The sequence below is a fragment of the Mesorhizobium sp. B2-4-19 genome (assembly GCF_006441315.1).
GTDB lineage: Bacteria > Pseudomonadota > Alphaproteobacteria > Rhizobiales > Rhizobiaceae > Mesorhizobium.
This window is the reverse complement of the sequence record NZ_VFUV01000002.1, coordinates 267,243-285,563: the sequence shown is the minus strand read 5'-3', so window position 1 is coordinate 285,563 and position 18,321 is coordinate 267,243. Positions and strand designations below refer to the sequence as shown.

The window sequence follows — 18,321 nt, the reverse complement described above, 5'->3', positions numbered from 1 at the left end:
GCGCCAATCAATTTTTCTGATCTTTGGGATTTATGCCAGTGATCCTTCAGCCGAAATGGAGCTCTGCTGCCGCCCGGAGTGACACATTGTGTCATCGCATCGTGATGCGATGCGGCATCGCCGCGTATTGACCGCACGGAATTCGGCTCAATAGGTTTGTCGCGACGACACGCGCCGGAAACATCCGGTCTGATAAAGTACGTCGAAAAACGCCAGGAGCTCCCCGCCATTGGATAAGTCAGCCTTCCAGAAACAGCTCGCCGCCTTGCGCGATCATCGCACCGCGGCGCCTGCCAGCATGCGCCAGGCCTTCGCCGACGATCCACGGCGTTTCCAGACATTTTCAGCCACCGACGGTGACCTTTTGCTCGACTGGTCGAAATGCGCCGTCGATGCCGTCACCATGGACTTGCTGGAGAAGCTCGCCGCTGCTGCCGATCTCGAGGGTCGCCGCGCCGCCATGTTCGCCGGCAAGAAGATCAACATCACCGAGGACCGCGCCGTGCTGCACACGGCGCTGCGCAATCTCAGCGGCAAGGGCGTCACGGTCGACGGCCAGGACGTCAAGGCCGACGTCATTTCCGTGCTCGACGCGATGGGCGCCTTCGCCGATGCCATCCGCTCCGGCAAGGCTGTTGGCGCCACCGGCAAGAAGATCACCGACATCGTCAACATCGGCATTGGCGGCTCCGACCTCGGCCCGGCCATGGCGACGCTGGCGCTGGCGCCCTATCATGACGGGCCGCGCGCGCATTATGTCTCCAACATCGACGGCGCTCACATCCATGACACGCTGAAGGGCTTGTCGGCCGAAACCACGCTGTTCATCATTGCCTCCAAGACCTTCACCACGGTCGAGACGATGACCAACGCGCAGACGGCGCGCGACTGGGTGCAGAAGGCGCTCGGCAAGCAGGCGGTCGGCAAGCATTTCGCCGCCGTTTCGACGGCGCTCGACCTGGTGGCCAAGTTCGGCATCGAGCAGGACCGCGTCTTCGGTTTCTGGGACTGGGTCGGCGGCCGCTATTCGGTCTGGGGCGCGATCGGCCTGCCCGTCATGATCGCCGTCGGTCCGCGGAATTTTCGCGCCTTCCTCGATGGCGCGCACGAGATGGACGAGCATTTCCGCACCGCCCCGATCGCCGGGAACCTGCCGGCGCTTCTCGGGCTGGTCGGCTGGTGGCATCGCGTGATCTGCGGCTATCCGGCCCGCGCGGTCATCCCCTATGACCAGCGCCTGTCCCGGCTGCCGGCCTATCTGCAGCAGCTCGACATGGAATCGAACGGCAAGGGCGTCACCCTCGACGGCACGCCGGTGGCGACGCCGACCGGGCCGCTGGTCTGGGGCGAGCCGGGCACCAATGGCCAGCACGCCTTCTTCCAGCTCCTGCACCAGGGCACCGACTTCATCCCGGTCGAGTTCCTCGCCGCGGCCGTCGGCCATGAGCCGGAGCTGAAGCACCAGCATGATCTGCTGCTTGCCAATTGCCTGGCGCAGTCGGAAGCGCTGATGAAGGGCCGCACGCTGGACGAGGCACGCGCGCAGATGCTGGCCAAGGGCATGAAGCCGGCAGACGTCGACAAAATAGCGCCGCACCGTGTCTTCTCCGGCAACCGGCCTTCGGTGACCATCCTCTATCGCAAGCTCGACCCGCGCACCTTCGGCCGGCTGATCGCGCTCTACGAGCACCGCGTCTTCGTCGAGGGCACGCTGTTCAATATCAATTCCTTCGACCAGTGGGGCGTCGAGCTCGGCAAGGAGCTGGCGACGGGCCTGCTGCCTGTCGTGGAAGGCAAGGAAAGCGCCGCAAACCGGGACGCCTCGACCAGGGGCCTTGTGGAACGCATCCACCAATTGCGCGGTTCGGAGTGACTGATTTGGCAGACATCAAGGGTATATTGTTCGACAAGGACGGGACACTTGTCGACTTCAACGCGACCTGGCTCGGCGTCGCCGATTTCATGGCCATGGATGCCGCCGATGGCGACCGCTGGAAGGCCGACAGGCTGCTTGCGGCCGCCGGCTTCGATTTCGCCAACCGGCGCTTCAAGCCCGATTCGATCTTTGCCTCGGGCACCAACATGGATGTCGTCGAGCTGTGGTTCCCGCGTCTGTCCGACGAAGACCAGATGCTGGCCGTCGCTCGCTTCAACGAGATCACCTCGGTGCAGGGCTCGACGATGGCGGTGGCGCTGCCGGGCATCGTCGATACCTTGGCGGTGCTGCACAAAAGATCCTACCGGCTTGGCGTCGCCACCAACGATTCCACCGGCGGCGCGGAAAAGACCTTGGTCACGCTGGGCGTAGCCCAGCTGTTCGACGCCGCCTATGGCTATGACGCGGTGGCCAATCCCAAACCCGCGCCCGACACCATCCAGGCCTTTTGCGACCTCACCGGCCTGAAGCCGGCGGAGATCGCCATGGTCGGCGACAACCGCCACGATCTCGAAATGGCGCGCGCCGGCAACTGCGGCCTGGCGGTGGGCGTGCTCTCCGGCACCGGCACGCGCGAATCGCTGGCCGGCATTGCCGATGTCGTCCTCGATTCCGTCGCCGACCTGCCGGACTTCCTGTCGACGCGGGTCAAGGAGACGGTTTGACCGCTCCTGCCAGCGCAGGTGCGGTCTCGGCCTCGAAACGAAAGACGCCGCTCGGCTTCAGCGCGGCGTCTTTCGCGTCGCCGAAATCCGGCACCTGATATTCGGCGAGCAGTCGCAGCCGGGACAGCGGCAGGTCATGGCGGCGGGGATCGCCGACCAGCACCTCGATACCGGCTGCCAAACAGCGATCGAGGAACGGGGTGACCCTCTGGGCAACCTCGTGGCCGTAGAACACGTCGCCTGCAAGCACGAGATCGACGGCCGGCGGCGGACCCGTGGTGATATCCTGGTGGACGATCCTGATCTCGACGCCGTTGGCGTCCGCGTTGAGGCCGATGGCGGCAACGCCGTTGCGGTCGATCTCGGCGGCGATCACCTCGCTTGCGCCGGCCATGGCGGCGGCAATGCCGACAATGCCCGAACCCGCCCCCAGGTCCAGCACGCGACGGCCCGCCACGGTCATCGAATTGTCGAGGATGTGGCGCGCCAGCACCGCGCCGCCGGCCCACGCATAGGCCCAGTAGGGCGGTTGCGGCTCTGGCGCGTCGTCGTCCGCGTCAGCATCGTTTTCAGCATCGACGAGCCGTCTCAACCCACTGCCGGGGTGCGCGGTGTAGAACCGGATTTCGGCAAGTCCTGGCACCGGCACAAGGCGCATGTTCGCCTTGATGAAGTCCGCCGGGTCGAGGCGCGGGCGGCGGCTTGGCAAATCCTTGCTCGGTCCCTCGTCGCCGGAGGGACGGCCCCTCGCTAAAGCGCGCTGCGCCTCGGCACTTTGTTTTGATGCATGTCGTTCTCCCAAAACCGAGGTCACTTTTGGGCGATGTGCATCAGGCCCGCAGTGCTCGCCGCAGGATCTTGCCGACCGGCGTCTTCGGCAATTCGGTCCTGAACTCGATATATTTGGGCCGCTTGTAGCCGGTCAGGTTCTCGCGGCAAAAAGCGGTGATGGCTTCCACGGTCAGGGCCGGATCCTTCTTGACGATGAACAGCTTCGGCACTTCGCCCGAATGCTCGTCCGGCACGCCGATCGCCGCCACTTCGAGCACGCCTGGATGCATCGCCACGACCTCCTCGAGCTCGTTCGGATAGACGTTGAAGCCCGACACCAGGATCATGTCCTTCTTGCGGTCGACGATCTTGGTGTAGCCGCGCTCGTCCATGAAGCCCATGTCGCCGGACTTGAAGTAGCCGTCCTTGGTCATCACCTTGGCGGTTTCGTCAGGCCGGTTCCAGTAGCCCGCCATCACCTGCGGTCCCCTGATGCAGATCTCGCCGACCTCGCCGAGCGGCAAATTGTTGCCGTCATCGTCGCGAATGGCGATTTCCGTTGAGGGCAGCGGCAGGCCGATCGTGCCGGTGAAGTCGCCGGAACTGAACTTGTTGGCCGTCGCCACCGGCGAGGTTTCCGACAGGCCGTAGCCTTCAGTGACAGGGCAGCCGGTCAACGCCCTCCAGCGTTCGGCAACGCCCTTCTGCACCGCCATGCCGCCGCCCAGTGTCAGCACCAGCGGCTTGAAGTCGAGTTTGCGGAAGTTCTCATTGTTGAGCAGCGCGTTGAACAGCGTGTTGAGGCCGGGGAAGATGTGGACCGGATACTTTGCCAGTTCCTTGACGAAGCCCGGAATATCGCGCGGATTGGGAATGAGCACGTTGCGAGCGCCTTGCTGCATGCCCATCAGTGCGTTCACCGTCAGCGCGAAGATATGATAGAGCGGCAGCGCGCAGATGAAGTTCGGGTGCGCGGGCTTCGGCTTGATCGTATAGGCGTCTTCCATCCACTGTGCGTTCTGCACGACATTGGAAAGCACATTGCGGTGCAGCAGCGTGGCGCCCTTCGACACGCCCGTGGTGCCGCCCGTATATTGCAGGAAGGCGACATCGTCAGCCGCGACCTTGGCCGGCTTGAAGCCAAGGCCGGCGCCGGCTTTCATCGCCGCGTTGAATTTGACATGCCCGGGCAGCGACCATGCCGGCACCATCTTCTTCACGCGGCGCACGACGAAATTGACGATCGAGCCCTTGAGGCCGCCAAGCATGTCACCCATGGCCGCCACCACGACATGCTTGACCGCGGTTCTGGCGATTACCGCCTGCAAGGTATTGGCGAAGTTTTCCAGGATGACGATGGCTTGCGCGCCGGAATCCTTAAGCTGGTGCTCCAGCTCGCGCGGCGTGTAAAGCGGATTGATGTTTACCACGACATAGCCGGCGCGCAGGATGCCCATCATCGCCACTGGATATTGCAGAACGTTAGGCATCATGATGGCGACGCGCGCACCCTTTTGCAGACCGTTCGATTGCAGATAGGCACCGAAGGCCGCCGACAACTGCTCGACATCGGCATAGCTGATGGATTTGTCCATGCAGGTGAAGGCCGGCTGGGCGGAAAACTGCTTGCAGGCGGCGATTAGGAAATCGCCGATCGAACTGTAGGGCAACGCACCGATCTCGGCCGCCACGTTCTTCGGATAGCTCTTGAGCCACGGCTTTTCGGGCAGGCCGGCGGCAAGTTCCGTAAGCGCCTTCGGCAACCGCTTGGCGACAGCCATCGCCGGTTTCGATGGCGGCGCTGCCTTTGCTGGCGATGCGGGCTTTGTTACCCCGGCCTTTGCGGGAGAAGCTTTTGCAGAAGTCTTCGTCGGCGAAGTTTTCGTCGCTGAGGGCTTTGCCGGGGCGGCTTTTGCCGCCGGCTTCGCAACGGCCTTGGCGGTGGCCGCCTGTGCCGTCTTGGCAGGCTTTGCGCCTGTGCTGGCGGTCGAGGCCTTGGCACCGGCTTTACCTTGGCCGTCGGCGGCGGCTGGTTTCGAGGCTGCCTTTGCCGACGCTTTCACCGGCGCCTTTGATGCTTTTGCCACCCGTTCCTCCTCGACAATTCCTGTTCGCCCGTTTCGGTCGCCTATGCCGCGCCCGCCTCCGAATTGACAGAGACGTCCTCCGTGCCGCCAGCATACCCATCTATGTATTGCCTCTATCGGCGGCGGTGCAAGTCTTGCCCTTGCGGCAAGGCACCGAAAGATTTGCCGTCGAAAATCTTTCCCGCCGGCGACACTTGGAACCGGCATCTTCCCGCATCGATGATCGGATGAGGGCGGACGCGGCGTCCATGTCGCCATATGCCAGATCAATAAAAAAATGCGGTCGTTAATAATCTCGTGAATGGAAAAAACTGCTAATTTTTTCTGTCATTTAGCAAAATGGCGGATTTTTTTCCTGCTTCCCGAGGGGTAGGCAAACGGGGTGTTCCAAAGCCGGAAAAACGGTGCTTATATGCGCGCTTCGCGAGCCTGATAGAGGGGCTTGGAAGAACATCAGGGAGTGCTCAATGAAAAAGAAACTCGCTTTTGCGGCCGCTCTGCTGGCCGCAAGCGTTCTCAGCGGCATGGCCAATGCAAAGACGCTCGTCTATTGCTCGGAAGCGTCGCCTGCCAATTTTGATCCGGGTACCACGACCGGCGGCAACGACTTCGATGCCTCGTCGCGTACCGTCTATTCGCGTCTGGTCGAATTCAAGCATGGCGGCACCGAAGTCGAGCCCGGCCTTGCCGACAAGTGGGAGATTTCCGACGACGGCTTGGTCTACACTTTCCACCTGCATCCGGGCGTCAAGTTCCAGACCACCGACTATTTCAAGCCGACGCGTGATCTCAACGCCGACGACGTCGTTTTCTCCTTTGATCGCCAATTCAACAAGGCGAACCCCTGGAACGGCGACAAGTATCTGCCGAACCTGACCTGGGACTACTACACCGGCATGGACATGCCGAAATACGTCGCCAAGTGGGAAAAGGTCGACGACCTGACGGTCAAGCTGACGCTGACCGAGCCGAATGCGCCGATGCTGGCGAACCTTGGCATGGACTTCGCTTCGATCGTGTCGAAGGAATATGCCGACCAGCTGGAAAAGTCCGGCAAGATGGCCGATTTCTCGACCAAGCCGATCGGCACGGGTCCGTTCCAGTTCGTCGACTACCAGCTGGATTCGGTCATCCGCTACGCGGCCCACCCGGATTATTTCAAGGGCAAGGAAAAGATCGACGATCTCGTCTTCGCCATCACGCCTGACGCCACCGCCCGCACCCAGAAGGTGCTCGCCGGGGAATGCGACATCGCGCCCTATCCGAACCCGGCCGACATCGCCACCATCAAGGCCAACAAGGACGTGACCCTGATGGATCAGGCCGGCCTGAACATCGGCTATATGAGCTACAACACCACCATCCCGCCGCTCGACAAGCCTGAGGTGCGCCATGCGCTCAACCAGGCGATCGATCGGGAATCGCTCATCAAGTCGCTGTTCCAGGATGCCGGCGCCACGCCTGCCGAAAACCTGATCCCGCCGACCATGTGGTCGTGGAACAAGGATGTGAAGACCGACGCCTACAATCCGGAAGCGGCCAAGAAGGTGCTGGCCGACGCCGGCCTGAAGGAAATCCAGCTCTGGGCATCCGACCGCGTTCGCCCGTACAATCCGAACTTCCAGCGCGCTGCCGAACTGATCCAGGCTGACTGGGCCAAGGTCGGCGTCAAGGCGGAGATCGTCAACTACGAGTGGACCAAGTATCGCTCGGAAGGCAAGAAGAAGGACCGTCCAGGCGCCTTCCAGATCGGCTGGACCGGCGACAATGGCGATCCGGACAACTTCTTCGCCACCCTGTTCGCCTGCTCGGCCATCGGCGTGTCGAACTACTCGAGCTGGTGCGACAAGGACTTCGAGGATCTGATCCAGAAGGCCAAGAAGACCAGCGACCAGGCCGAGCGCACCAAGCTCTATGAGCAGGCGCAGGTGATCTTCGCCAAGGAAGCGCCCGCCTTCCTGCTGGTCCACAGCCAAGTCTATGCGGTCGTGCGCAACAATGTCAGCGGTTTCAAGATGGATCCGCTCGGCATTCACCGCTTCGACGGCGTTGACAAGGCCGAATAAGGCTATAGAGCGGGGCGGCGCAATGAAGCGCCGCCCCCCTACATCATGCTGAAATATATCCTCCACCGAATTGCACTTTTGATCCCGACGCTTGTCGGCATCACGATCTGCGCCTTCGCCTTCGTCAGGCTGCTGCCCGGCGATCCTATTCTTGCCATGGCCGGTGAACACGGCGTGGCGCCGGCGCGTTATGAAGAGCTCAAGGAACAGTTCGGCTACAATCTGCCGATCTGGCAGCAATACACACGCTATGTCGGTGAGGTCGTGACCGGCGATTTCGGCGTCTCGATTTCGTCCAAGCGCCCGGTGCTCGAAGAGTTCAAGACGCTCTTCCCGGCGACGCTGGAACTGTCGTTCTTTGCCATGATCTTCGCCATGCTACTGGGCATTCCGGCCGGCATCTTCGCGGCGGTCAAGCGCGGCTCCTGGTTCGATCAGTCGCTGATGGGCACCGCGCTCGTCGGCTATTCCATGCCGATCTTCTGGTGGGGCCTGCTGCTGATCATCTTCTTCTCCGGTTACCTCGGCTGGACGCCGGTTAACGGGCGCATCGACCTGCAGTACTTCTTCAAGCCGATCACCGGCTTCATGACCATCGACACCTTGCTCTACGGCAAATGGGCTGCATTTCGCTCGGTATTGCGCCATCTGGTGCTGCCGACAATTGTGCTCGGCACCATTCCGTTGGCTGTGATAGCGCGCCAGACACGCTCCGCCATGCTCGAGGTGCTGGGCGAGGACTACGTGCGGACAGCCCGAGCCAAAGGGCTTTCGTCGGCCCGGGTCATCGGCGTGCATGCTCTGCGCAACGCACTCATCCCGGTGGTCACCACCATCGGCCTGCAGGTTAGTACGCTGCTCGCAGGTGCTATCCTTACCGAAACGATCTTCTCGTGGCCCGGCATCGGCAGGTGGATGGTCGAATCCATATCCAAGCGCGATTATGTCGTCGTGCAGTCTGGCCTGCTCTTGATCGCGCTTATCGTCATGGCCGTGAATCTGATCGTCGACGTGCTCTATGCCGTTATCAACCCACGCATAAGGGCGGCGTGATGAGCCAGTCGACCGAAATCGCCCCGATGGCCGCCGGCAGCCCGGATCGCCTCACCGGCCTCAGGACCTTCTGGTTTTATTTCTCGGTGAACCGGGGCGCCGTTATAGGCCTGTTCGTCTTCCTCCTTTTGGTGCTGGCGGCGCTCTTTGCGCCGCTGCTGGCTCCCTACGCGCCAGACATCCAGGACAAGACCGCATTCTTGCGGCCGCCTGCATGGCAGGCAGGCGGCAGCTCGCAATATCTGCTCGGCACCGATCCGGTCGGGCGCGACATCCTTTCACGCCTGCTCTACGGCGCGCGCTTCTCGCTGCTGATCGGCGCGGTCGTGGTCTCGCTGGCGCTCATCGGCGGCATCACGCTCGGCCTGCTGGCCGGCTATTTCCGCGGCTGGGTCGACGTGGCGATCATGCGCGTCATGGACCTCATCCTGGCCTTCCCGTCGCTGTTGCTGGCGCTGGTGATGGTCACTATCCTCGGTCCCGGCCTGTTCAATGCGATGCTGGCCATCGCGCTCGTGCTGCAGCCGCATTTCGCGCGCCTTGTGCGCGCCGCGGTGATGGCGGAGAAGAGCCGCGAATATGTCGTGGCGGCGAAGGTTGCCGGCGCCGGGCATCTCAGGCTGATGCTTCGCACCATCCTGCCCAATTGCCTGGGACCGCTGATCGTCCAGGGCACCTTGTCGTTCTCCAACGCCATCCTCGAAGCGGCCGCCCTCGGCTTCCTCGGCCTCGGTGCCCAGCCGCCGACGCCCGAATGGGGCACGATGCTCGCTTCGGCGCGTGAATTCATCCTGCGCGCCTGGTGGGTGGTGACCTTCCCAGGCCTGGCGATCCTGATCACCGTGCTTGCCATCAATCTGATCGGCGACGGTCTGCGCGATGCGCTCGACCCGAAACTGAGGAGGTCGTGATGGCGCTGCTGGACATCCAGAACCTCGTCGTCGAATTCCAGACCGCATCAGGTATGTTCCGGGCGGTCGATGGCGTTTCCTTGCATGTCGACGAGCGCGAAGTGCTGGCGATCGTCGGCGAATCCGGTTCCGGCAAGTCGGTCTCGATGCTTGCGGTGATGGGCCTTTTGCCGTGGACAGCCAAGGTCACGGCCGACCGCATGAGCTTCAATGGCCGCGATCTTCTGAAGCTGAGCCCTGCCGAGCGGCGCAAGATCGTCGGCAAGGACATGTCGATGATCTTCCAGGAGCCGATGGCCAGCCTCAATCCCTGCTTCACCGTCGGCTTCCAGATCGAGGAGGTGCTGCGTTTCCATATGGGCATGGACGGTGCGCAGCGCCGGGAGCGCGCCATCGAACTCCTCACGCAGGTCGGCATTGCCGAGCCGGCGGAACGGCTGAACTCGTTCCCGCACCAGATGTCGGGCGGCCAATGCCAGCGCGTCATGATCGCCATTGCCATCGCCTGCAATCCGAAGCTTCTGATCGCCGACGAGCCGACTACCGCGCTCGACGTCACCATCCAGAAGCAGATCCTCGATCTCCTGGTCTCGCTGCAGGCCAAATACGGCATGGGCCTGATCATGATCACCCACAATATGGGCGTGGTGGCCGAGACCGCCGACCGCGTCATCGTCCAGTACAAGGGCCGCAAGATGGAAGAGGCCGACGTGCTGTCGCTGTTTGAGCAGCCGAAGAGCAATTACACCCGCGCGCTTTTGTCGGCACTGCCGGAGAACGCCGTCGGCGACCGGCTGCCGACCGTCTCCGACATGCTGTTCGAGCCGGCGCCCTCGGGAGCCGCCGCATGAGCGTCAAGGTCGTCGAAGGCAAGAATATCGTGCGCGACTACCATGTCGGCGGCGGGCTATTTCGCGCGCAGCGCACAGTGCATGCGGTCAAGGGCGTTTCCTTCAGCGTCGACAAGGGCAAGACGCTGGCCATCGTCGGTGAAAGCGGCTGCGGCAAGTCGACGCTTGCCCGCATCATCACGCTGATCGATCCTGCGACTTCGGGGGAGCTGTTCATCGACGGCAACAAGGTCGACATCGCCAGGGGTGGATTGACCAAGGAGATGCGCCGCAAGGTGCAGATCGTCTTCCAGAACCCGTACGGCTCGCTCAACCCGCGCCAGAAGATCGGCGACGTGCTGGGGGAACCGCTGCTCATCAACACCGACAAGCCGGCCGAGGAACGGCGCGACCTCGCCATGAAGATGCTGAAGAAGGTCGGCCTTGGCCCCGAGCACTACAACCGCTACCCGCATATGTTCTCGGGCGGCCAGCGCCAGCGCATCGCCATCGCCCGCGCGCTGATGCTGAACCCCAGCCTGCTGGTGCTGGACGAGCCGGTCTCCGCGCTCGACCTCTCGGTCCAGGCGCAGGTGCTCAACCTGCTCGCCGACCTGCAGGACGAGTTCCAGCTCACCTATGTCTTCATCAGCCATGATTTGTCGGTCGTGCGCTACATCGCCGACGACGTGATGGTGATGTATTTCGGCGAGGCGGTCGAATACGGCCCGCGCGACGAGGTTTTCGCCGACCCCAGGCACAGCTACACCAAGACGCTGTTCGCCGCGACGCCGCGCGCCGACGTGGCGAGCATCAAGGCCAGGCTGGCGAAGAAGAATGCGGCCTAGACAACAAGGTCGCCATCGGAGGGCGGTAAGTCCAGAGGTCGTCATCCTAGGGTCTGCGCCGCGTCGCTTCGCTCCTTGCTTCGCCCGTGGATGACGACGCGGAGTTAGCCGTGTCCCTCGTTTCCCTGCAAAAGATGTCGGATGAACTACGACAGCCTGGCGATGATCGCGCGCAGCGCCTCGCCGAACTTATGGATTTCCTCCACCGTGTTGTAGTGGACCAGCGAGGCGCGGATGGCGCCGCTGTCCATCGACAAATTGAGGCGCTTCATCAGCCGCGGCGCGTACATGTGGCCGTCGCGGATGCCGATCTGCATCTCGGCCATCTCCTCGACGATGCGCTGCGGTGACAGTCTGCCGATGTTGAAGCAGAAAGTCGGCACGCGCTCGTTGATGCGGGCCTCGTCGGCGACGCCATAGATGGCCGCGCCGCAGCCTTTCAGCACGGCAAGCATCTCGCGCGCCAAAAGCAGCTCATAGTCGCGGATGGCGCCCATGCCGGCGACGATGTTCTCGCGCCGCGAGCGGTTGTTGGCCGGCGCAAGGTTGCGGCCGATCAGTTCCAGATACTGCACGGCGGCATCCATGCCCGAGACGTTCTCGTAGATGAAGGTGCCGGCCTCGACCTTGTAGGGCGGTTCGTCGGGGATGAAGTCCTCGCGAAAAGTCGGCAGCCGCTTGAGCGTTTCGAACCGGCCCCAGAGAAAACCCATATGCGGCGAGAAATTCTTGTAGCCGGAGCAGACGAGATAGTCGCAATCCCAGGCCTGCACGTCGATCAGCCCGTGCGGGCCGTAGTGCACGCTATCGAGGAACACTTCCGCGCCGGCCGCATGCGCGATCTCGGCCACGGATGCGACATCGACGATCGAGCCGATCGAATGCGCCGTCACCGTGCAGGCGACGAGGCGGGTGCGGTCGGAAACCAGCGGGCGCAAATCGTCGACATGCAGATTGCCGTCCTCGCGCATGCGCCACCATTTGAACTTGGCGCCGGCGGATTCCAGCGCCAGCCAGGTGGCGATGTTGGCGTCATGGTCCATGTCGGTGATGACGATCTCGTCGCGTTCCGAGAGCATCTGGCCGATGCCGAGGCTGACGAGGCGGATGAACGAGGTGGCGTTCATGCCGAAGCAGATTTCCGCCGGGCTATAGGCGTTGATCAGCAGCGCCACGCTTGTCCGGGCATCGGCGACGGACTGGTCGACGGTGACGCTGCGGCCGTAGCGGCCGCCACGCTGTACATTGTGCGAAACCAGATGGTTGGTCACCGCGTCGAGCACGCTCTGCGGGATCTGCGCGCCGGCGGCATTGTCCATGAAGATGAAATCGCCGGCCCGTCGCAGGGCGGGAAACATGGCGCGGATGGTGTCGACGGGGAACGTGGCGGCGTTCGCATTGTCGGTTTGGCGCTTGTTCACGGGCAGGCTCCTGCGAAGAATTTGGCGGGTGGAGATCGGTTGGCGAGGTCAGCGCGCCTTCTCGGTCTTGAAGCGGTCTTCAAGCAGGCTGACGAGGCGCACCATCGGCCAGAGGAAGATGAGATAGACAAGTGCGGCGCCGATCAGCGGCGAGGGGTTGGCGTAAAGCGACTGCGCGTTGGTCGCTTCCTTCAGGAGTTCCGGCAGCGCCACGGTGGAGGCGAGCGAGGTGTCCTTGAACATCGAGACGCAATTGCTGGTCATCGGCGGGATGACGACGCGGATCGCCTGCGGCAGCACCACTTTGCGCAAGGTCAAGAGGAACGGCAGGCCGAGTGCCTGCGACGCCTCGAACTGGCCTTTCGGAATGCTCTCTATGCCGGAGCGGAACACTTCCGCCGAATAGGCCGACATGATGAAGGCGAACGCCGTCACGGCGGACGCCCAGGACGACAGGCGGATGCCGAGGAAGGGCAGCGCATAGTAGATCAGGATCAGCACAACCAGCACCGGCAGCGCGCGGAAAATATCGGTGTAGCCGACCGCCAGCCAGCGCAGCGGCTTCGGCGCATAGAGCCGCACCAGGCTGATCAGCAGGCCGATGGGAATGCCTATGCCGATGCTCAAAATGCCAAGCAGCAGCGTGTTCAGGAAGCCGCGCAGCAGCGCCGGCAGGCTGGACATGATGACGTCGGGATTGAAGAAGGTGTCGATCAGCGACATGGGAGCGTTCCCGAACCCCAGAGACAGGGGTACTCAAAGTTGAAACCAATCGACCTCGCCATGGCGAGACGGTCCGCGCGGCAGCGGCGCCGGAGCAGGAAATGAATCGTGCCGGCCTGGAAAGCCGGCACGATTTCAGTGCATCTCCGCTCAGGCCTTCGGCAGCGGCATTTCCTTGACAGTCGAGGAATCGGCCGGCGCGTCGCTGCCGAACCACTTCTTGTGGATCGCGGCCAGCGTGCCGTCCTTCTTCATGGCGGTCAGCGCGTCGTTGAGCTTGCCGAGCAGCGGGTGGTCCTTGGTCATCATCAGCCCGTACTGTTCACCGGTCTTGATGCGCTGCTTGACCTTCAGATCCTTCATCTTGGTGAACGAGTATTCCATGCCCGGAATGTCGCTGACGGCGGCGTCGATGCGGCCGGCGCTGAGGTCGAGCAGCAGGTTCTGCTGCGTGTCATAGCCCTTCACATCGCTGAAGCCGTCGGCGTCCTGATGCGCCTTGACCCAGGTCTCGCCGGTCGAGCCGGAGAGCACGCCGACGATCTTGCCCTTGAGGTCGGCTTCGGCGTTAACAGCGCTGTCGGTCTTCGTCGCAATGCCCATGTCGGAATCATAGTAGGGCTGGGTGAAAGACTGCGACTTCAGCCGCTCGGCCGTGATGGTGATCGACGAGATGGCGACGTCGATGCGCTTCGACGTGGTGGCGGCGAACAGCGCCTGGAAGCCGAGATCGGCGATGTCGGTGATCATGCCGATGCGCTTGGCCGCTTCGTTGACGATGTCGACTTCAAAGCCCTCGAAGGTGCCGCTCTCGTTCTTGTACTCGAAGGGCGGATTGGTCGGATAGGCGCCGACATTGAGCACATCGGCGGCGGAAGCCGTGGCCGGGCCGGCGGCGATGCCGATGGCGGCGGCAAGCAGGATGAGATTGCGACGTGTCAGGTTCATTTGGTGTTCCCTCTGGGGTATCCCCTCTGGTTGTTGATCGGGCGGGCTCGCCCGCACGGTTTCTTGCCGTCCCACCTCCCAGCGGGGCGTCAATTCATGGCAGCGACCTGCGCGCGTGGTTGGCGATGGTCTCTGTATGCGGATCGCGGATCTGGCCGCGCACGCCGTCGAAAGCACAGCGCGCGCTGGATGATGACTGGGGCAGCATGAACGACAAGGACTGAAACCCCCGAAGCACCACGATGGACCGGCCGGCAACCCCTGCGGCACGGCCGTCGTCATCGATCTTGAATGCTTATCCAAAGTGGGACGCTTTTCAAGGCGAAAGTTTTAAGCTTAAAAAGCTTGGCGCGCGTGTTGCTCCGGCGATTCGCCTTTTGTCTGGCCGCGCCTGTCTATGCCAATTCGTCGCGCGCGGCGGCAGCGTTGGCCGCGGCGCCGGCGCCCAGAAACATCGTGTCGCTGGCCAGCACGAAGAAACTCGCGCCGATGGCTGCCCACCGGCTGATGGTCTGTGGGCTGGCGCAAAATATGCCTGATGTCTTTCCTTGCGCGATCGTCGCGCCGATGATGGTCCGGATCGCCGCATTGAGCTTGTCGGCGCCTTGCGGTCCGATCGCATCGATCGACACCGAAAGATCGCCCGGGCCGACGAAGATCACGTCGACGCCGTCGATGGCCGCGATCGCATCGACGTTGGCGAGCCCCTCCGCTGTCTCGACCTGGACCGCGACGACGGTTTTGTCGTTGGCGCCGGCAAGATATTCGGGAATGCGATAGCCATAGCCGGCGGCCCGGCCGGGTCCGACGCCACGCTCGCCCAGCGGCGGATAGCGCGAGGCTTTCACTGCTGCTTCGGCCTGCGCAGCGGTCGAGACGCGCGGCACCAGCACGCCTTGCGCGCCGCTGTCCAGCGCCGCCTGGATGGCGTCCGGCGCATGGCCGGGAACCCGCACCATCGCCGGCAGGTGATGGACGTCTGCCGCGCGGACCATGGTCTCGATCATGTCGCGCGAGATCTGCGCATGCTCCCAGTCGATACAGAGAAAGTCGAGGCCCGACAGCGCCATCACTTCGACCGCGACCGGATGGGGAATGGCGGCAAACGAACCGACGAGATGTGCCTTGCCGATGCATTTCCGGCGGAATTCGCTCATGCCGATCCCCTTTGTCGTCTGGCCCGAATTCATATCCGCAAACGGCGGCGAGGCGAAGCTATTTCAGGCTTGAAATATTTTACCGCGAGCCTAGCGTGTGGCCTCCCGCCGCGAGTTCCCGAGATGATCAAAGCACATCCCCTGCACGGCCCGAACAAACTGAAGCTCGGCGTCTTTTCGGCCAACGCCGATGGCGGGCTTGCCATCACCGATGTGGCGGAACGCTGGACGGCAAGCTGGCGGGACAATCTGACGGCGGCGCAAATTGCCGACCGCGCGGGGCTGGAATTCATGCTGCCGATCGCGCGCTGGCGCGGCTTTGGCGGTCGCAACAAGGTGCGCGAATGGTCGTTCGAAACCTTCACCTGGGCGGCAGCTCTGGCGGTGGCCACCGACCAGATCGGCCTGTTCATGACCGTACATGTGCCGTTGGTGCATCCGCTCTATGCCGCCAAGGCGCTGGCGACGGTCGACCACATCAGCCAGGGCCGCGCCGGCCTCAACATCGTCTGCGGCTGGAACCCGAAGGAATTCGGCATGTTCGGCACGCCACTGGTCGAGAAGGGCTACGACCAGGCGGCCGAGTGGATCGAGATTCTTGAGAAGCTCTATGCATCGGCCGAGCCGCTCGACTATGAAGGCAGCTACTATCAGCTGAAGGAAGCGGTGAGCCGGCCGGCCAGTGTGCAGCTTCCGCGCCCGGTGACGATGAATGCCGCTTTCGGCGGGCCGGGCCGCGACTTCGCCGCCGCCCGGTGCGATTATCTGTTCACGACCTTTTCCGAGATGAGCGATGCCGGCAAGCATGTCGCCGATATCGGCGAGCGCGCCGACAAGGTCGGCCGCGATGTCGGCGTCTACACCGTGGCTCATGTCGTCTGCCGCCCGACGATGGAGGAGGCGCAGGCCTATTACACGCGTTACGCGGTCGATCTGGCCGACCATGACGCGGTCGACGCCCATATGGCTGGCAAGAAGGAATTCTCGCAGTCGCACGACCCGCACGCCTATGACCGCTACCGCCAACGCTTCGCCGGCGGCGCCGGCACCTATCCGCTGGTCGGAACACCGGAAACGATCGCCACCGACATGGCCGCCATATCAGGGCACGGCTATCAGGGCGTCGCGCTCTCCTTCGTCAACTACACGCAGGAGCTGCCCTATTTCTGCGACCACGTGCTGCCGATTTTGAGAAAGGCGGGCCTGCGGATAACTTAGTCCGGACGAACGAGTTCGTCCGGTATCACAGCGGTGGCCTGGATCTCTACCTTGGCGCGGTCCTCGACCAGCGCCATCACCTGCATGGCGGCCATCGCCGGGAAATGTCGGCCGATCACCTCGCGATAGGCTTCGCCGAGGCCCCTGAGGTTGGCGAGGTACTCGGCCTTGTCGGTGAAATACCAGGTCATCGAGGTGATGTGCCGCGGCTCAGCACCGGCCTCGGCCAGCACAGCGACGATGTTTTGCAGCGTCTGCCGCACCTGGCCGACAAAGTCGTCGGTTTCGAACTGGCACTGACCGTTCCAGCCGACCTGTCCGCCGACGAAGATGAGCCGCCCACGCGCCGCGACGCCATTGGCGTAGCCGACCGGTTTGGCCCAGCCTTCCGGCTGCAGAATCTCATGCATTTGAAGCCTCCCGGTATTCCTGAAAACCAAGTCTCAAAATCGAGAGCCCGTCAATTTTCCCGCCGTCAGGCCGCGCCCATCACTTGCCGCGCGATGACCACTTTCTGCACGTCGGAGGCACCCTCATAGATGCGCAGCGCCCGGATCTCGCGATACAGGCTTTCGACGATGTGACCTTTGCGCACGCCGTCGCCGCCATGCAGTTGCACCGCCCTGTCGATCACCTCCTGCGCCTTGTCGGTGGCGAACAGTTTTGCCATCGCCGCCTCGCGTGTCACCCGCGCCGCGCCCATGTCCTTGGTCCAGGCGGCGCGGTAGACCAGAAGCGCCGCCGCATCGACGTCGAGGGCCATGTCGGCGATGTGACCCTGCACCATCTGCAATTCGGCCATCGGTGCGCCGAACAGTTTGCGCTCGGCCACTCTGCTGATGCTTTCTTCGAGCGCCCGGCGGGCAAAGCCGAGCGCTGCCGCACCGACGGTCGAGCGGAACACGTCGAGCACCGACATGGCGATGCGGAAGCCGTCACCTGGCTTGCCGATCAGGGCCGCGATGGGGACACGGACCTGATCGAAGGAAAGCCGCGCCAGAGGATGCGGCGCGATCACTTCGAGGCGCTCGGCGATGCCGAGGCCCGCAGTATCGCCAGGCACGATAAACGCGGAAAGCCCCTTGGCGCCCGGCGCCTCGCCGGTGCGGGCAAAGACGATGTAGAGATCGGCGATGCCGCCATTGGAGATCCAGGTCTTTTCGCCGGTGAGCACATAGCTGTCGCCGTCGCGGGTCGCCGTCATTTCGGTGTTGGCGACATCCGAACCGGAGCGCGGCTCCGACAGGGCGAAGGCCGAGATCGCCTTGCCGGCCCGCGTCTTCGCCAGCCATTGCTGCTGGTCGGCCGTGCCGAACAGGCTGAGCGCGCCGGTGCCCAGCCCCTGCATGGCGAAGGCGAAATCGGCGAGCCCGTCATGGCGCGCCAGCGTCTCGCGCGCGATGCACAAAGTGCGGACATCGAGCGGGCCGGGATTGTCGGTGTCAACAGCGGTCGACCTCAGCCAGCCGTCGCGGCCGAGTTTTTGCACCAGCTCGCGGCAGCCGGCATCGACGTCGTGGTGATCGACGGGGAGGTTTTTCTGGCACCACGCTTCCAGGCTTTCGGCCAGTTCGCGGTGGCGGTCTTCGAAGAAGGGCCAGTTGAGGAAGGAGCGATCAGGCATGTGTGCCTCCGCATTGCTTCGAACACAGCGCTCTACGCTGTCCCTCCAACATGTCGGTATTGA

Annotated in this window: 16 protein-coding genes; 8 read left to right on the top strand and 8 right to left on the bottom strand. The window is 63.2% G+C overall.

The features are described 5' to 3' along the window. Window positions 1-229: 229 nt before the first annotated feature. Window positions 230-1,873: a glucose-6-phosphate isomerase gene (pgi, locus tag FJ546_RS04605; protein WP_140888272.1), complete on the top strand. Its 1,644-nt coding sequence runs from the start codon at window positions 230-232 to the stop codon at window positions 1,871-1,873. 5 nt (window positions 1,874-1,878) lie between these two features. Continuing rightward, window positions 1,879-2,601 (top strand): HAD family hydrolase, encoded by a 723-nt coding sequence (locus tag FJ546_RS04600; protein ID WP_140888271.1) that lies wholly within the window; start codon window positions 1,879-1,881, stop codon window positions 2,599-2,601. Here the strand turns inward: FJ546_RS04600 and FJ546_RS04595 are convergent. Then, a complete protein-coding gene (locus FJ546_RS04595) occupies window positions 2,585-3,415 on the bottom strand; it encodes a methyltransferase (protein ID WP_181167815.1) in 831 nt (276 codons plus the stop codon). The genes FJ546_RS04600 and FJ546_RS04595 overlap by 17 nt on opposite strands. A gap of 16 nt (window positions 3,416-3,431) precedes the next feature. Then, window positions 3,432-5,459 (bottom strand): long-chain fatty acid--CoA ligase, encoded by a 2,028-nt coding sequence (locus FJ546_RS04590; protein ID WP_140888270.1) that lies wholly within the window; start codon window positions 5,457-5,459, stop codon window positions 3,432-3,434. A gap of 467 nt (window positions 5,460-5,926) precedes the next feature. Here FJ546_RS04590 and FJ546_RS04585 point away from each other — a divergent pair, with 467 nt between their 5' ends. The 5 genes from FJ546_RS04585 to FJ546_RS04565 are packed head-to-tail and all read left to right on the top strand — an operon-like array spanning window position 5,927 to window position 11,167. Beyond that, window positions 5,927-7,525: an ABC transporter substrate-binding protein gene (locus FJ546_RS04585; protein ID WP_038651939.1), complete on the top strand. Its 1,599-nt coding sequence runs from the start codon at window positions 5,927-5,929 to the stop codon at window positions 7,523-7,525. Window positions 7,526-7,570: 45 nt separating this feature from the next. Beyond that, window positions 7,571-8,578, top strand: coding sequence for an ABC transporter permease subunit (locus tag FJ546_RS04580; RefSeq protein WP_140888269.1), 1,008 nt, complete (start codon window positions 7,571-7,573; stop codon window positions 8,576-8,578). Window positions 8,579-8,604: 26 nt separating this feature from the next. Then, window positions 8,605-9,489, top strand: coding sequence for an ABC transporter permease subunit (locus FJ546_RS04575; protein WP_246686755.1), 885 nt, complete (start codon window positions 8,605-8,607; stop codon window positions 9,487-9,489). Then, entirely contained in the window at window positions 9,489-10,340 is an 852-nt protein-coding gene (locus FJ546_RS04570; protein WP_095771745.1) for an ABC transporter ATP-binding protein, read from the top strand. The genes FJ546_RS04575 and FJ546_RS04570 overlap by 1 nt, the downstream gene beginning before the upstream one ends. Then, a complete protein-coding gene (locus tag FJ546_RS04565; RefSeq protein ID WP_140888267.1) occupies window positions 10,337-11,167 on the top strand; it encodes a dipeptide ABC transporter ATP-binding protein in 831 nt (276 codons plus the stop codon). Before FJ546_RS04570 ends, FJ546_RS04565 begins: the two co-directional genes overlap by 4 nt. A gap of 146 nt (window positions 11,168-11,313) precedes the next feature. Here FJ546_RS04565 and FJ546_RS04560 read toward each other — a convergent pair whose 3' ends face one another. The 4 genes from FJ546_RS04560 to FJ546_RS04540 form a co-directional block, all read right to left on the bottom strand. After that, window positions 11,314-12,588 (bottom strand): cysteine desulfurase-like protein, encoded by a 1,275-nt coding sequence (locus tag FJ546_RS04560; protein WP_140888266.1) that lies wholly within the window; start codon window positions 12,586-12,588, stop codon window positions 11,314-11,316. Between the two features lie 48 nt (window positions 12,589-12,636). Beyond that, window positions 12,637-13,311: an amino acid ABC transporter permease gene (locus FJ546_RS04555; protein ID WP_010913215.1), complete on the bottom strand. Its 675-nt coding sequence runs from the start codon at window positions 13,309-13,311 to the stop codon at window positions 12,637-12,639. Between the two features lie 150 nt (window positions 13,312-13,461). Beyond that, on the bottom strand, window positions 13,462-14,259 hold the full coding sequence (locus FJ546_RS04550; protein WP_140888265.1) for an ABC transporter substrate-binding protein: 798 nt from the start codon (window positions 14,257-14,259) through the stop codon (window positions 13,462-13,464). A 395-nt stretch (window positions 14,260-14,654) separates the two neighbouring features. Next, window positions 14,655-15,416, bottom strand: a complete 762-nt coding sequence (locus tag FJ546_RS04540; RefSeq protein ID WP_140888264.1) for an HpcH/HpaI aldolase/citrate lyase family protein — start codon at window positions 15,414-15,416, stop codon at window positions 14,655-14,657. A gap of 123 nt (window positions 15,417-15,539) precedes the next feature. Between FJ546_RS04540 and FJ546_RS04535 the strand changes: the two genes are divergently transcribed. Next, entirely contained in the window at window positions 15,540-16,634 is a 1,095-nt protein-coding gene (locus FJ546_RS04535; RefSeq protein ID WP_140888263.1) for an LLM class flavin-dependent oxidoreductase, read from the top strand. On the opposite strand, the gene FJ546_RS04530 is transcribed toward FJ546_RS04535, so the two are convergent. Both FJ546_RS04530 and FJ546_RS04525 read right to left on the bottom strand, forming a co-directional pair. Then, the gene (locus FJ546_RS04530; RefSeq protein ID WP_095787228.1) at window positions 16,631-17,044 is read right to left on the bottom strand and encodes a RidA family protein; all 414 of its coding nucleotides are present in this window, start codon (window positions 17,042-17,044) and stop codon (window positions 16,631-16,633) included. The genes FJ546_RS04535 and FJ546_RS04530 overlap by 4 nt on opposite strands. Before the next feature lie 65 nt (window positions 17,045-17,109). Further along, window positions 17,110-18,258 carry an acyl-CoA dehydrogenase family protein gene (locus FJ546_RS04525; RefSeq protein WP_140888262.1) on the bottom strand — a complete coding sequence of 383 codons (1,149 nt, stop codon included), beginning with the start codon at window positions 18,256-18,258 and terminating at the stop codon, window positions 17,110-17,112. Window positions 18,259-18,321: the final 63 nt, after the last annotated feature.